14 protein-coding genes are annotated in these 13,286 nt (G+C 59.0%); 7 read left to right on the forward strand and 7 right to left on the reverse strand.

From position 1 onward, the window contains the following. Position 1 precedes the first annotated feature (1 nt). The 5 genes from HF945_RS06175 (at position 2) to HF945_RS06195 (ending at position 4,982) form a co-directional block, all read left to right on the forward strand. Positions 2-742, forward strand: a complete 741-nt coding sequence (locus HF945_RS06175) for an S-methyl-5'-thioinosine phosphorylase (protein WP_290525396.1) — start codon at positions 2-4, stop codon at positions 740-742. 54 nt (positions 743-796) lie between these two features. Further along, positions 797-1,840: a CNNM domain-containing protein gene (locus HF945_RS06180; RefSeq protein ID WP_290524871.1), complete on the forward strand. Its 1,044-nt coding sequence runs from the start codon at positions 797-799 to the stop codon at positions 1,838-1,840. A 32-nt stretch (positions 1,841-1,872) separates the two neighbouring features. After that, entirely contained in the window at positions 1,873-2,841 is a 969-nt protein-coding gene (cysK, locus tag HF945_RS06185; protein ID WP_290524872.1) for a cysteine synthase A, read from the forward strand. Between the two features lie 318 nt (positions 2,842-3,159). Continuing rightward, positions 3,160-4,350 (forward strand): NAD(P)/FAD-dependent oxidoreductase, encoded by a 1,191-nt coding sequence (locus HF945_RS06190; RefSeq protein ID WP_290524873.1) that lies wholly within the window; start codon positions 3,160-3,162, stop codon positions 4,348-4,350. A 20-nt stretch (positions 4,351-4,370) separates the two neighbouring features. After that, positions 4,371-4,982: a DNA-3-methyladenine glycosylase I gene (locus HF945_RS06195; RefSeq protein ID WP_290524874.1), complete on the forward strand. Its 612-nt coding sequence runs from the start codon at positions 4,371-4,373 to the stop codon at positions 4,980-4,982. A gap of 12 nt (positions 4,983-4,994) precedes the next feature. Here HF945_RS06195 and HF945_RS06200 read toward each other — a convergent pair whose 3' ends face one another. After that, entirely contained in the window at positions 4,995-5,285 is a 291-nt protein-coding gene (locus HF945_RS06200; protein ID WP_290524875.1) for a hypothetical protein, read from the reverse strand. A 326-nt stretch (positions 5,286-5,611) separates the two neighbouring features. Here HF945_RS06200 and umuD point away from each other — a divergent pair, with 326 nt between their 5' ends. Both umuD and HF945_RS06210 read left to right on the forward strand, forming a co-directional pair. Further along, a complete protein-coding gene (gene umuD / locus HF945_RS06205; protein ID WP_290524876.1) occupies positions 5,612-6,010 on the forward strand; it encodes a translesion error-prone DNA polymerase V autoproteolytic subunit in 399 nt (132 codons plus the stop codon). A gap of 1 nt (position 6,011) precedes the next feature. Next, complete coding sequence (locus tag HF945_RS06210; protein ID WP_290524877.1) at positions 6,012-7,274, forward strand: Y-family DNA polymerase; 1,263 nt, start codon at positions 6,012-6,014, stop codon at positions 7,272-7,274. A 261-nt stretch (positions 7,275-7,535) separates the two neighbouring features. Here HF945_RS06210 and HF945_RS06215 read toward each other — a convergent pair whose 3' ends face one another. From HF945_RS06215 to HF945_RS06240, 6 genes are all read right to left on the reverse strand, one after another. Then, a complete protein-coding gene (locus HF945_RS06215; protein WP_290524878.1) occupies positions 7,536-8,993 on the reverse strand; it encodes a DUF3336 domain-containing protein in 1,458 nt (485 codons plus the stop codon). 620 nt (positions 8,994-9,613) lie between these two features. Further along, positions 9,614-9,973, reverse strand: a complete 360-nt coding sequence (locus HF945_RS06220; protein ID WP_290524879.1) for a hypothetical protein — start codon at positions 9,971-9,973, stop codon at positions 9,614-9,616. A gap of 91 nt (positions 9,974-10,064) precedes the next feature. After that, the gene (locus HF945_RS06225; RefSeq protein WP_290524880.1) at positions 10,065-10,472 is read right to left on the reverse strand and encodes a roadblock/LC7 domain-containing protein; all 408 of its coding nucleotides are present in this window, start codon (positions 10,470-10,472) and stop codon (positions 10,065-10,067) included. After that, a complete protein-coding gene (locus HF945_RS06230; protein WP_290524881.1) occupies positions 10,469-11,026 on the reverse strand; it encodes an ATP-binding protein in 558 nt (185 codons plus the stop codon). Before HF945_RS06230 ends, HF945_RS06225 begins: the two co-directional genes overlap by 4 nt. Positions 11,027-11,028: 2 nt before the next feature. Beyond that, positions 11,029-11,988: a hypothetical protein gene (locus HF945_RS06235; RefSeq protein ID WP_290524882.1), complete on the reverse strand. Its 960-nt coding sequence runs from the start codon at positions 11,986-11,988 to the stop codon at positions 11,029-11,031. 266 nt (positions 11,989-12,254) lie between these two features. Beyond that, complete coding sequence (locus HF945_RS06240; protein ID WP_290524883.1) at positions 12,255-13,280, reverse strand: AraC family transcriptional regulator ligand-binding domain-containing protein; 1,026 nt, start codon at positions 13,278-13,280, stop codon at positions 12,255-12,257. Between the last annotated feature and the right edge of the window lie 6 nt (positions 13,281-13,286).

Genomic DNA, 13,286 nt, shown 5'->3' on the forward strand with positions numbered 1-13,286 from the left:
CATGCTCGCGTTTATTGGCGGAACCGGTCTCACCCGGATGGACAATCTGGACATCGTTCAGCGCCATGACATAACCACCCGTTATGGCAAGCCCTCAGCACCAGTGGTGGAAGGGCAACTGGATGGACAGCGGGTGCTGTTCCTGGCCCGTCATGGCGACCCTCACGTGCTATTGCCCCACCAGGTGAACTACCGGGCCAATCTGTCTGCACTGAAAGCGGTCGGAGCTACCGCGGTGGTGGCTGCCAATGCGGTGGGCGGCATTACTGCCCAGGCGCCTACCGGCGCGCTGGTGCTGCCAGACCAGATCATCGATTACACCTGGGGTCGTGAAATGACCCTGTTCGACGATCCTGATGAGCCGCTGGTGCACGTGGATTTCAGCTGGCCATTTGATGTGAACCTGCGCAATGCGCTCAAGACACGGTTGGCCGCCTCCGAGTTGCAGTGGAATGATGGCGGCTGCTATGCCGCCACTCAGGGGCCGCGTCTGGAAACGGCTGCAGAGATCCAGCGGCTGGAACGGGATGGCTGTGACATTGTCGGAATGACAGGCATGCCTGAAGCGGTGCTTGCCCGGGAGCTGGAGCTTCCCTATGCCATGCTTTCGCTGGTGGTGAACCCGGCAGCCGGCAAGTCTACCCATGAAATTACCATGGCGGAGATCGAAGCGGTGATCCATGACGGGATGGCCAGCGTCTGCCAGCTATTGGCGGATTTTGCGCGTCACTATACTGCCTGATACTTGAGAGGACCGTCGCAGTGTCTGCGACTGTCCCGGAAGGAGTCTGCAACCTTGACCTTGCTGATCGTTTTCGCCGCCATCTCCATTGGCTTTTCCTTTATCTGCTCGGTACTGGAGGCGGCGTTGCTGTCCATCACGCCCAGTTATATTGCCGGGCTGCGTGAAGTCCGCCCGGGTTTGTACAAGACCCTACGGGGGTTCAAGGATGATATCGACAAGCCCCTGTCTGCGATTCTGACTCTCAATACTGTGGCGCATACCGTGGGGGCCACCGGGGTGGGAGCCCAGGTGGCGGTGGTATTCGGTGAAGCGTGGCTGGGTGCCGCTTCCGGGGTAATGACTCTGGCCATCCTGATTCTGTCCGAGATCATCCCGAAAACCATTGGCGCCAAGTACTGGCGCTCCCTGGCCCCGATGCTGCCGCCCGTGTTAAAGGTGATCATGATATCGCTGGCGCCATTTGTGTGGCTGTCCAAGCTGATTACCAGCCAGATCGGTGGTAACGAACATGACGTGGATGTGCGGGCCGAGATCCGTGCGCTTGCCGATATGGGCAAGGATCAACAGGCGCTGGAAGATGACGAACACAAGGTCATTCAGAACATTCTCCATCTGCACGATGTAAAGGTGGGGGCCATCATGACCCCCCGCACTGTATGTCGCACAGTGCGCCCGGAGATGACCGTCTCCGAGTTTCTGGAGCAGGAAAAAGGGCAGCCGTTCTCCCGTTTTCCGGTAATGAATGAGCGCGGTGAATGTACCGGTTACATCCACAAGTCCGACTTGCTGGGTGTCTCGCTGGAGCAGACCATGAAGGCGCTGGCCCTCGAGGTTTCCATGATCAGCACCCGCATGAGCATTGAGGACCTGTTCCATGCCATGCTCAGCCAACGCCAGCACATGGCGGTGGTCTATGACGAACACGGTACCTGGGTGGGGCTGGTTACCCTGGAAGATATTCTGGAAACCATTCTGGGCCGGGAAATCATGGATGAGACCGATAGCGTGGCAGATCTGCGGCTTTACGCGCGCCAGCGCTGGAGCCGAAAGCTCAAGAAGCAGGGTAGTGGCGATCGTCATTCGGATAAATCCTGACCCGATTCCCCCTGACAACAAGGAGGCAAACCATGGCACAGATTTACAAGGACAACAGCGAAACCATTGGCATGACGCCGCTGGTAAAGATCAACCGTATCAGCCAGGGCAATATTCTCGCCAAACTGGAATCCCGTAACCCGGCGGGGAGTGTGAAGTGCCGGATCGGTGCTTCCATGATCTGGGATGCGGAGCAGAGCGGCAAGCTCAAGCCTGGCATGACCCTGGTGGAGCCCACCAGCGGTAACACCGGCATTGCGCTGGCCTATGTGGCCGCCGCCCGTGGCTATGATCTGGTGCTGACCATGCCGGATTCCATGAGCCTGGAGCGACGCAAGATTCTCAAGGCACTGGGTGCAAAACTGGTACTGACGCCGGGGCCGAAAGGCATGCCCGGGGCGATTGCCCGGGCGGCGGAGCTGGTGGAAGAGAATCCTGAAACCCACCTGATGCTGCAACAGTTCGAGAACCCGGCCAACCCGGCCATTCATGAAAAGACCACCGGGCCGGAAATCTGGGACGCCACCGACGGCGAGATTGATGTTCTGGTGGCCGGTGTGGGCACTGGGGGCACCATCACCGGGGTATCGCGCTATATCAAGAACGCCAAAGGCAAGGCGATCACAGCGGTGGCTGTGGAGCCGGATTCTTCCACCATGATCACCGCCGGCCTGAGTGGCGATGAGCCTACCCATGGGCCCCACAAGATCCAGGGCATCGGTGCCGGTTTCGTGCCGAAGAATCTGGATCTGTCCGTGGTCGATCGTGCCGAGCAGGTGAGCAACGAAGAGGCCATGGCCTGGGCTCACAAGCTGATGCAGGAGGAAGGTATCCTTGCGGGTATTTCCTGTGGCGCGGCAATGTGTGTGGCAGACCGCATCAGCCAGCTGCCGGAGTTTGCCGGCAAGACCATCGTCGTTGTGCTGCCGGATTCCGGTGAGCGCTACCTGACGTCGCCCCTTTTCGCAGACATGTTCAGTGAGCAGGAGCTGAATCAGTAAGCGACGCAGCACGCTTCACGCAGCACGTAACACGCGGAAGGGCCTTGCCGGTTGGTGAGGCCTTGCCTGCGGGGTTGAGTTGAAAGTTTAAAGTTTAAAGTTGAAAGAGGAGAACACTCGCTCAATTCTCTGCTGTGCGTTCTGCAAGCTGACTGGATCAAGTGCCGTTAATCGCGGGCACTACGTTGCCGCGCTCTCCGGCCGGTTTCGCGCTTTTCAACTTTGAACTTTAAACTTTCAACTCGTCCTCCACCGTCCCGTCGTCTCAAGCTTGCAGCGGTCTTTTTTGGTATCCTTGCTGCCCGATCAGGAGGGGCCATGGCAGCCACTACAGAGACAGACATTGTTGTCATCGGTGCCGGTGCGGCCGGGCTGATGTGTGCGGCCACGGCGGCGTACCAGGGGCACCGGGTGCAGGTGCTGGACCATGCCAACAAGGCCGGCAAGAAGATCCTCATGTCAGGCGGTGGCCGCTGCAACTTCACCAACCTGAATACCACGCCTGAGCACTTCGTTTCCGCCAATCCCCATTTCTGCAAATCTGCCCTCAAGCGCTACTCTCCCTGGCATTTCGTCGAGCTGGTGGAGCGTCACGGTATCGAGCATGTGGAAAAGGCGCCGGGGCAGCTGTTCTGTGCCGAGTCCTCAAAGGAGATTCTGGCTGTCCTGCTGACAGAATGTGAGTGGGCGGGGGCCGATATCGCCCTGAACACCTCGATCAAGCGGGTAACGAAGTCGGACAAGGGGTTCACTCTCACTACCAGCAGCGGCACGGTGCTTTGCCAGAAGCTGGTGGTGGCCTGTGGCGGGCTGTCCATTCCCACCATGGGCGCTACCGGTTTTGGTTATCAGCTGGCGGAACAGTTCGGCCTGACGGTGCTGCCCACCCGTGCCGGACTGGTGCCGTTCACCCTGCAGCCGGAAGACAAGGCATGGTTGGCCGAGCTGTCTGGTATCAGTACTGACGTGGTGGCTCGCACGGGGCAAGCCCGCTTCGCTGAACCCATGTTGATCACCCATCGCGGCCTGTCGGGCCCGGCCATGCTGCAGGTTTCCAGCTTCTGGGCGCCGGGACAGGCGGTAACCGTGGACTGGTTGCCCCAGGTGGATGACCCGGTGGCGGCGTTGGCAGCGGAACGGCAGCAACATCCCAACCGCAGTCTGGAACGTTGGCTCAGACAGTACTTTTCCCAGCGGTTGGCCGCGGCGCTGGTGGAGCAGTTCGGCTGGCAAGGCAATCTTCAGCAGTTTAGCAATGAGCGCCTGGCCAGTGTGGCGGCGATATTGAAAGGATGGTCGTTCAAACCCGCCGGCACCGAAGGCTACCGCACTGCCGAAGTGACCCTGGGTGGGGTAGATACCGATGCCATCTCCTCAAAGAATTTCGAAGTGAAATCCGTGCCCGGATTGCACTTCATTGGTGAAGTTCTGGATGTGACCGGGCAGCTGGGGGGATTCAACTTCCAGTGGGCCTGGGCCAGTGGCTGGTGTACCGGTCTGGCGCTCTAGGCCGGTCAGGGAGCGGTGTCATGGATGAAGTCATCATCGCAGAAGACGGCCTGTGCCGGTGTGCCTGGAGCCAGACGGCACCGGATTACCCCCGCTATCACGATGAAGAATGGGGCTTTCCGGTGGGCGATGATATCCGCCTGTTTGAAAAGGTATGCCTGGAAGGATTTCAGGCGGGCCTGAGCTGGCGCACCATCCTGGAAAAGCGCGACGCCTTCCGTGATGCCTTTGCCGGTTTTGACTTCCATCGGCTGGCCGCATTCGACGATAGCCAGGTGAATACCCTGATGGACAATGCCGCCATTGTCCGTAACCGCCGCAAAATCCAGTCCGTGATCAATAACGCCCGCCGGGCACAGGAAATGGTTGCAGAGGAAGGCTCCCTTGCCGCCTTTTTCTGGTCCTACGAACCCGATCCAGCCAGCCTGCCACCTCCCCAGTCGGTCACCACCTCCGCTGAATCCGTCGCGCTTTCCATAGCCCTCAAGCAACGTGGCTGGAGCTTTGTCGGCCCGACCACTTGCTATGCCTTCATGCAAGCCATGGGGCTGATCAATGATCATCAGCACCAGTGTGTCATCAGGGAAAAGGTGGAACTGGCGCGGTCGCATTTTATGCGACCGCCCAGGTAATCGAGATGTGGTTTAGACGGTGAAGGCCATGAAACGTTTGCCAATCAGGAACAGGGCCTGAATCTCAACCGGTTCGTCCAGATTGCGTACGGCATCGCTGGCCAGCTGGATATAGGGATAACGGTGTGCCCAGGCGCTGGGACTGACATAGTGAATACGCGGCTGGTTGGTGTGCCTGTTAATGGCCATAAAACCGTCCTGCTCGTCATTGTAAAGGACGTAGCCCTGGAAAACGGCGCTGGCCGGTAGCCCCAGCTCCTCTACAAAGTCGGAGAACCAGCCCGGATTGGACTCTATGCTCATACTTCTCCTTGCCCGCCTCTTTTATCCGGCATTGGTCAATTTCATGAGACTAAGTTACGCGATAAGTTGCACCGGTCCGGTAGCGTTTATGGCGGGCTTTTGTGAGGGAGGGTGAGGTCTGTAGAAGTTTGGTATCCGTGTCACGCCCCATTCTAATGCTGTACATACGAACAGTATTTGGGTAGCCTGAAGTTCTCCTGTTCGTGTGTTCGTGAGCGTGCGTTGTGCACAGCCGGATCCGGATTAAGGGACGTCTGTTCCCGGACGCCTTGGGGCTGTTTCCCTGCGACACACGAAGACCTTTCCTCTGATCATTCAGGTGTGACATGGCTGCATTACCGATGTTTAGCGAAGCCGTGCGGGCCGGGTTTCCGTCGCCGGCCCAGGGCTACATGGAAGAACCACTGGACCTGAACCGGCTCTGTATCCGTCAGGAAGCGGCCACCTTTCTGTTACGGGTAGAGGGAGATTCCATGATTGAGGCGGGTATCCATGCGGGTGATATTCTGGTGGTGGACCGTTCCCTGAACGCGGTCCATGGCGATATCGTCGTGGCCGCGGTAGCGGGCGAGTTCACCGTCAAGGAACTGGCTTTGAAGCCGTCTCCCCGCTTGTTACCCCGTAACCCGGACTATGCTCCCATTGTGTTGGAAGAGGGGGGGTGGGAGCTATTTGGCGTGGTGACTTTTGCGCTGCATACCCTGCGTGGAAACGCCGGGGGCTGAGATGTTTGCGTTGGTGGATTGCAACAGCTTCTATGCGTCCTGTGAGCGGGTGTTCCGCCCGGATCTGCGTGGCCGCCCTGTGGTGGTACTTTCCAATAATGATGGTTGTGTGGTGGCCGGTTCCACGGAGGCCAAGGCGCTGGGGATTCGCACCGGTGTGCCGCTGTTCCAGGTCCGGGATCTGGTGCAAGAGCATGGTGTTGCCGTATTTTCCTCCAACTATACGCTGTACGGAGACCTTTCCCGACGGGTCATGGCGGCCCTGGGGACCCTGGTGCCCAGGGTGGAAGTGTATTCCATTGATGAAGCGTTTCTGGACCTGTCCATGGTGCCGGAGAGGGAGCTTCAGGCGCTGGGTGAGCAGCTGCGGGAACGGGTGGGGCGCTGGGTGGGAGTGCCGGTCTGTGTGGGGATCGCACCGACCAAGACCCTGGCCAAGCTGGCCAATCATCGTGCCAAACGATGCGGTACCGGGGTGGAAGTCTGGGTCACGGCAGATGACTGGCAAGCCCCTCTACAGGAGACGCCACTGGATGACATCTGGGGTGTTGGCCGGCGGCTGGCGGCTCGGTTAAAGGCAATGGGGCTGGGTAATGCTGCCGCGTTGGCCGAACTGGAGCCAGGCTGGGTTCGCCAGCACTTTTCCGTGGTCCAGGCACGCATGGTCCGGGAGCTGAAAGGCGAGCCCTGTCTGACTCTGGAGCTGCAGCCCCCGCCGCGTCAGCAGGTCATCTATTCCCGCTCTTTTGGCCAGGCGGTGGTGTCCCTGCCGCCGCTGCGCCAGGCGGTCAACGATTATACCGCCCGGGCCGCCGAGAAGATGCGCGCAGAGGGAATGTTGGCCGGGCGCATCAGCGTGTGGCTGCGTACGGCCCCCATGGGCAAGCCGCAGCAGCTGTGGCCGGACTCCTTCAGCACCTGTTTGCCCCAGGCCAGTGCCGACACCCGCGAGCTGGCACGGTTGGCGTTGCAGTTGCTGGAACGGTTGTGGAAGCCGGGGCTGCGCTACGGCAAGGTGGGGGTGCTGCTCACGGAGTTGTGCCCGGCGGGGCAGGCCCAGGGCGGGTTGTTCGAGGCAGAGCAGACGCAGCGAGGCGACGCCCTGATGGCAGTGATGGACAGCATCAACCGCAGTGGCAAGGGGCGCGTCTGGCTGGCCGGGAGAGGCATGAAAACCGGTAAGGAGTGTGTGTGGAGCATGCGTCGGGCGTATCTGTCGCCGGCCTATACCACGCGGTTGGGAGACTTGCCGCGGGTGCGGTGAAAGGCAGCGGCAAGCTACAAGCCTCAAGCTACAAGGAAAGACAAAAGCCGGGATGGTTGCCTCTGGTTTGTTGTGGGAGCTTGCCTGCAAGCGATGAGGCAATCTCCGCAGCACCATCGTCTGCAGGCAGACTCCCACAAAGGGGAGCCGGCCTGTTGCAGCCGCAGAGCGGCCAATAAAAAGGCGGAGATTGGCATTCGCCAATTTCCGCCCTACGGGGTGGTACCTGAGCCTCTGGCGTCAGGCATCGAGCATCCGGCGTTACACCACCGACATGGGTACCTGATCCAGCATGCGTTCCTCGATGCGGTCCAGGCGGGCACGGCAGTCGCGGAAGGTGCGGCTGATCATGGTGGTGTTGGCCACCATTTCCACTTTCGGCCAGGTGGCCTGTTCGCCCTTGCGGATGTAGTTACGCACATCCTGCAGGGTCGGGTTGCTGAGCACCTTGAGGGCGTTCATGGGTTGGCGTGGGGGGATCATGTTGATATCGCCCACGTACTTCTGTGTCACCATGCTCTTGGCCTTGTCGATCATCAGCCCTACATCGTTGGACGCCACCCGTTTCTGCACCAGTTTGAGCGCGTAACGCACGTTCATGGAGGCGTTGCGCAGGGCCCAGTCGCCCAGCACGCTGAGCGAGTTGCCGGTGTCGCTTCGCGACAGGAACGGCACCACATGGGGGTTGGTCTGGCTGACAATGGAGTGGTTGACCCCATAGAGTCGAGACAGTCGGCGGATCGGCAGATCGTCAACGATGGAGCCGTCCACGAACTTGCGGCCAGGGATATAGGGGACGCGCTCACCATCAATGTTCTTGGCCCACAGGGATACCGGCGGATAGATGCCCGGGATCGCACAGGACGCCAGCGAGGCCTTGCGAATCAGCACGTTGGGTGAGGTGCGCCAGTTGAGAAGGCGGGCGTGCTGGTTGCGATCATACGGGCTGACGGTGATGTTGATTTCCCGCCCGGTGTGGCGATAAGCCTCTTCAAAAGTCATGTCGGAAATGTTCTCTTCCAGACAGGCTTCCAGGTGGTCGCCATCCAGCACCGGGGTGCCACGAATCAGGCCTTTCCAGCCGAGTACCTTGAAGGCTTCCAGGTAGATATTTTCCGGCTCCAGCTTGAGCTTGAGCTCTTCGTCGTTATGGGTACCCACAACAGAGGCGATGATACTGCCGGCACTGGAGCCGGAGATCACCGAGGGCAATAGATCCTGTTCCCACAGGCAGCGGGCCACCCCAATATGGAACAGACCCAGCGCGGCACCGCCGGACAGCATCAGGCAGCTCTGGCCGAAGGCCTGGCCGGTGGTTTCAAAGAAATCCAGCTTTTCCTTGAGGCCGAACTCCTTGAAGTTGGTGTCGCAGAGGTAGTTGAGGGCGGTGGTGACTTCAGTCAGATAGTTTTCGATCAGGTGTTTGGTGCCGACCCGGCTGTGCTGATAAAGGTGCGGGTTGGAGATGTTGCCAAGATTGCCATGCAGGCCTTCATGCAGATGGAAGACCAGCTTGTTCACATCACCGCGCTCACGGGCCTGGCGGATCTGCCACAGGCGGTTGCGGATCAGTTCGTAATCGTAATGGGGGGAACGGTCGATTTCCTTCCACTCATCTGCGCCGGACAGGCGGTCGTGTTCCTGGCTGGCTTCATACCACTCACTGTAAGTCTGGGCGTGGTCAATGGCGCGTTCCAGTTGCTTGAGCGTGCCTTTCATGACGTGTCTCCGTCAGATTCATTATTGTCATTGGTTGATGTCAGTATAGCCATAAGACTCAGGAATAAAGAAGCAATTGTCAGACAAAAGGTAAAGAGTTCCTGCTGACAGTAACAGGATATATCTGCATGCCGGATAGCGAGCGGTAAAAGAAAGGTTCTGTGCGGGTTAGTGGGGTTTGCTGCTACCGAGGCCTTCCCGTAGGCGCGTCGCTCGCGGCGCGATTCCAGACCTGGATCAAAAACGATTTCACCAGGGGCGAATAATGCGCTGAAATCGCGCCGCCACCGAGCGGAGCGAAGGAACGTCTGACAGGCGGCCCCGCAGGGGGGAACGGAGCAAATAACCGACGCTCCTGCGTAAAGATGGGGTTGGGGGCCGCTAAACCGCGATGAACCAAAAGAAAGCTGTATCGTGGATTGAAGGTAGGGGAGATAGCAACGGGACGGATGTCTGGGGGCTGAAGCTAAACCCAAAACCTCGAGGTCAAATGATCGTGGGTGCCGAACTTGAGCTGTGTTGTTGCCTGGGTTTCTTTCGCGTCTGACGCCCGACCCATTAGCCGGTATGAAGCAAAGAAATAGCAGGGTAGTGGCCGCTGGCCACTACCCTGATGCACCTTAAACGGCGAGGTTGGATTCCACTTCCTGACAGGCACGTCGGGCCAGTGCCAGGTTGGATTTGGATTTATCCAGTACCAGGTAGATGAACAGGCCGTCGTGAGCGGCCACGGGGCGGATGATGTGATACTGGGTGCCGAGGGTGATGAGGATGTCCTCGATGGCATCGTTCAGGCCCAGTGATTTCATGGTCTTCATTTTGGCGCGGACCACTTCGGTGTTACCGGCGGCAGCCAGTTCCAGATCCAGACCGGTACCTTCCTGGCCCAGGACCATGCCGCTGTTGGCATCCACGATGGCGGTGCACATGGCACCATCGGGTTGCAATAGTGCCGCCATGCTTTCTTTAACGTTAGCCATGTTGTTCTCCTTGCGTTTACTTCCTTGAGGGTGTGATTTTTATCTATGGATACACAGTGGTTGTTGCTTGACCGGTTTTGTCAGGCACATTTCAGTGTTTTCCGAGTTGCTCTGCGAGGCTGCGGCAGCACTCTTTCGAGGCCCACAGTAACTGTCCGAGGATAGAGGCATCATTGGCGACAACGGCCAGTGACATGGGCGGGGATACGCCACGCACTTCCATCACCGTCACCACGCCGGTTTCCGATTCCACAATCATGCGACTGCATTCTTTCAAGCTGGCTTCCTTGGCGATGGCCTGGCCGATGGCGGCCAGGGAGCTGCCCATGGCGGCCAGCTTGCTGGCACTTTCATCATTCAGGTGCAGTGAGGCCACCTGAAACCCATCGTTGGTGAGCAGTACCGCGGAAGTGACGCCCTTGGTTTCCTGTCCGAACTTCTCCAGCTGCTTTGAGGCAATGCTGGTACCTACTTTTCCCAGGGGGGATTGTGCTGTCATGCTTCCATGCTCCTGCAATCATCGGCTTCTATTTGGCAAAGCAGGGCGTCAACCAGCAGCAGTACATCGTCCTGCTGGCGGACATCTGCATCAAAAATCGGTAGCGCGATGCCGCGCTCTTCCAGGCGCATGGCAAGCGCTTCCAGGCGGCTAAGGTCCTCCGCCGGCAGCCGGCCAACGCCGATTACCATGGGCACCTTGCCGGCGCCAAAGGCATCCACGTAATGCTCGAGGTGTTCAACCAGTTCCGGGTGTTCACCATTGAGCAGAAGGATCACACCCGCCGCGTTATTAAGCAGGATGGGCCACATGAAACGAAAACGCTCTTGGCCGGGAGTGCCATACAGACGAACGCAACTGTTATCGGGTAAAACGATCTGGCCGTAGTCCAGTGCGGCAGTGGTCAGTTCCTTGTTGCATTGGGCCAGATCCGTATTGACCACATCCGTGGAGACGGCTTCATGGTCACTGATGGCGGTAATGGCGGTGGTTTTCCCCGCGCCCATGGGGCCGGTGAAGAGAATCTTGAATTCGTTGGCGGCGACTGCATTCATGATCAGCTACTCAGTCCAAGGCGGTGTCTCAATCCCTGAATAAACGAACCGCGGCGGCGTGGCTCATCAGGCATGGCCGTGCGGGCAGGGGCGGCGGAGCCGGCCTCGCAGACCAGCAGATTGCTCATGGCGCAGGCAGAAAGAAAACGATCGACCTGCTGCTGGGCACAGCCTGCATGGGCCGCCAGCTGTTCCCGGCGGCAGGGCTGTTTGGTCATTAATGCACTCATGGACAGATAGGCACGGTCACTCTTGGCCGAGCGCACATTGGGCCAGCGTTTGAGGCGGAAACTGCCGTCTTTGGGCAGCCATTCCGGCAAGGTGCTGGCCAGCTGGGCGGTCATCCAGGCGAGCTCCGCAATCGGGCGGCGGATGTAGGCGCTCAGGTCGGTGTCGTTGGCGGGTTTGAGGGCCGACAGTGAGGCGGTCTTCTGGCGCACTTCGTTGAACAGCGGTTCCTGAATGAAATAAGCGCCGGCAGCCGGGGAAACAAACAGGGAGCCCTGGGGGCTCTCGGACTGGTAAAGCGTCCTGGCTTCCTTGCTGGTGACGGCCTGGAACAGGGATTCGCTGAAATCGGTTTGTGTGCTTGGCGCGCCATGGGGGCGGCTCTGTGAACGCGAAGCCGGGGACCGGGTGCTGTCAGTACCGCTATCGTCCCCAAGCGTTCGGGAAATATCGTCCAGCACAGAGATCAGCTGCATTACCCGAAACGGGTGGGAAAGCGTATAGGGCGCAGCGGGTTTGGTCTCATTGTTATGGTAGATGACAATGCAGGGCTTGTTGCTGTCCCGCCACTGACTGGTGTCGCCGTCGTTGGCCAGCATCAGCACATCTGCCTCGTCGGGATCGGCCTGCATCCATTCCACGCTGGAGCGTCCATTCATGATCTTGAGCATGGACAGGCAGGCACTGGTGGTATCTGCTTCGAGTCCAATAAAGGCAAGCTTTCTGTTGTCCATTGCCGCTCTCCGTGCGGTCTGCGTTTTCCGGGGAAAACGCGATGATGTGTCATTCTCTGTGTCGATGCCGGTCACTGGTGAGTGACGGTGGCGTGAATAACCTTTCCTCCATTTTTAGGGATTAAGTGATCCAGTTGGCAAAGGGATGGCGATGAACGGCACGTATGAGTGGCTGAAGAATCTCCATTTTGGTCATCTGATGGGACGCCTGTCCAAAATTCGGAAAGCCGGGTAAGCAAAAGGCGAATTTCTTTGTAGGAAAAGGCTTACAAATCGTGGCCGTTTTTACGGAATTGACCGGGCGTTTGTCCGGTGTGGCGCTTGAAGCTGCGCTGGAAGGAACGAATATCCGAGTAGCCCAACGCATCGGCAATACAGGTCTGGGCCTGATCGGTGGTTCGAAGCAGCTGTTTGGCCTGATCCAGGCGGATCTCATCCAGCAGTTTCTGCCAGCTTTGTCCTTCATCTGCCAGGTGGCGGTGCAGGGTGCGGATATTCATGCCCAGTCGTTCGGCCACTGACTCCTTGCGGGGCAGGGTGTGTCCAATGGCGTCCTTGATGCACTGTCGTACCCGCTGGCTGAGACTGGTTTCGATACCCAGCTGTGCCAGTTGGGCGGTGGCATGGGCTTCCAGTGTTGAAAGTAGAAGGGGGTCGGGTTGCCGGATGGGGAGCATCAGCAGGTCAGGCGCGCCGACCAGGGCGGAGTGAGATTGTTCAAAGTGCACCGGACAATGAAACACCTGTTCATACTCGGCAACCAGTTCGTCGGACGGGCGGGGGTGCTCCAGTAATACTTCTGCCGGTGCAAGATCGTCATTGCCGGTCAGCCATTGGGCATAGCACAACCAGGAACTGAGCACGTTGTCGATCAGGTGACGACGCACCGGCTGCTCCGGGTAGCGGCAGTGCCAGCGAATTTGTGCCTGGGCGCTCTCCATATTGATATCCGTGGTGCCCATATCGCCCACCAGCCGTTCATACAGCATGACCTTGGCCAGGGCTTCATGGAGCGTATGCACGCTCATGGCGATGTAACCCATTACGTGATAAGAGCCGGGCTGAATAAAGGCAGAGGTGTGCAGACCGAACAACGGGTCGCCGGACTGTTCGATCAGTCGTTCCAGCAGCCGCTGGAAATCCCGGCCAGCTACCCGGGCCTCCGGGCGCAGTGGCTGGTCCGGCTTGAGGCCGGCCCAGGTCAGGGCTGCAGGGGTGTCCAGGCCCAGCTTGTCGGCATGGGCCAGGTACTGTTGCAAGGCGCCGCTGCTGATTTCCCCCAACTCAGTCATGGGTGA

The sequence above is a fragment of the Alcanivorax sp. genome (assembly GCF_017794965.1).
Lineage (GTDB): Bacteria > Pseudomonadota > Gammaproteobacteria > Pseudomonadales > Alcanivoracaceae > Alcanivorax.

What these genes read in the sequence shown, in the direction of transcription:
- HF945_RS06175 (WP_290525396.1), top strand. Translation starts at nt 2, where the DNA reads ATGCTCGCGTTTATTGGCGGAACCGGTCTCACCCGGATGGACAATCTG.
- cysK (WP_290524872.1), top strand. Translation starts at nt 1,873, where the DNA reads ATGGCACAGATTTACAAGGACAACAGCGAAACCATTGGCATGACGCCG.
- HF945_RS06190 (WP_290524873.1), top strand. Translation starts at nt 3,160, where the DNA reads ATGGCAGCCACTACAGAGACAGACATTGTTGTCATCGGTGCCGGTGCG.
- HF945_RS06195 (WP_290524874.1), top strand. Translation starts at nt 4,371, where the DNA reads ATGGATGAAGTCATCATCGCAGAAGACGGCCTGTGCCGGTGTGCCTGG.
- HF945_RS06200 (WP_290524875.1), bottom strand. Translation starts at nt 5,285, where the DNA reads ATGAGCATAGAGTCCAATCCGGGCTGGTTCTCCGACTTTGTAGAGGAG.
- umuD (WP_290524876.1), top strand. Translation starts at nt 5,612, where the DNA reads ATGGCTGCATTACCGATGTTTAGCGAAGCCGTGCGGGCCGGGTTTCCG.
- HF945_RS06210 (WP_290524877.1), top strand. Translation starts at nt 6,012, where the DNA reads ATGTTTGCGTTGGTGGATTGCAACAGCTTCTATGCGTCCTGTGAGCGG.
- HF945_RS06215 (WP_290524878.1), bottom strand. Translation starts at nt 8,993, where the DNA reads ATGAAAGGCACGCTCAAGCAACTGGAACGCGCCATTGACCACGCCCAG.
- HF945_RS06220 (WP_290524879.1), bottom strand. Translation starts at nt 9,973, where the DNA reads ATGGCTAACGTTAAAGAAAGCATGGCGGCACTATTGCAACCCGATGGT.
- HF945_RS06225 (WP_290524880.1), bottom strand. Translation starts at nt 10,472, where the DNA reads ATGACAGCACAATCCCCCCTGGGAAAAGTAGGTACCAGCATTGCCTCA.
- HF945_RS06230 (WP_290524881.1), bottom strand. Translation starts at nt 11,026, where the DNA reads ATGAATGCAGTCGCCGCCAACGAATTCAAGATTCTCTTCACCGGCCCC.
- HF945_RS06235 (WP_290524882.1), bottom strand. Translation starts at nt 11,988, where the DNA reads ATGGACAACAGAAAGCTTGCCTTTATTGGACTCGAAGCAGATACCACC.
- HF945_RS06240 (WP_290524883.1), bottom strand. Translation starts at nt 13,280, where the DNA reads ATGACTGAGTTGGGGGAAATCAGCAGCGGCGCCTTGCAACAGTACCTG.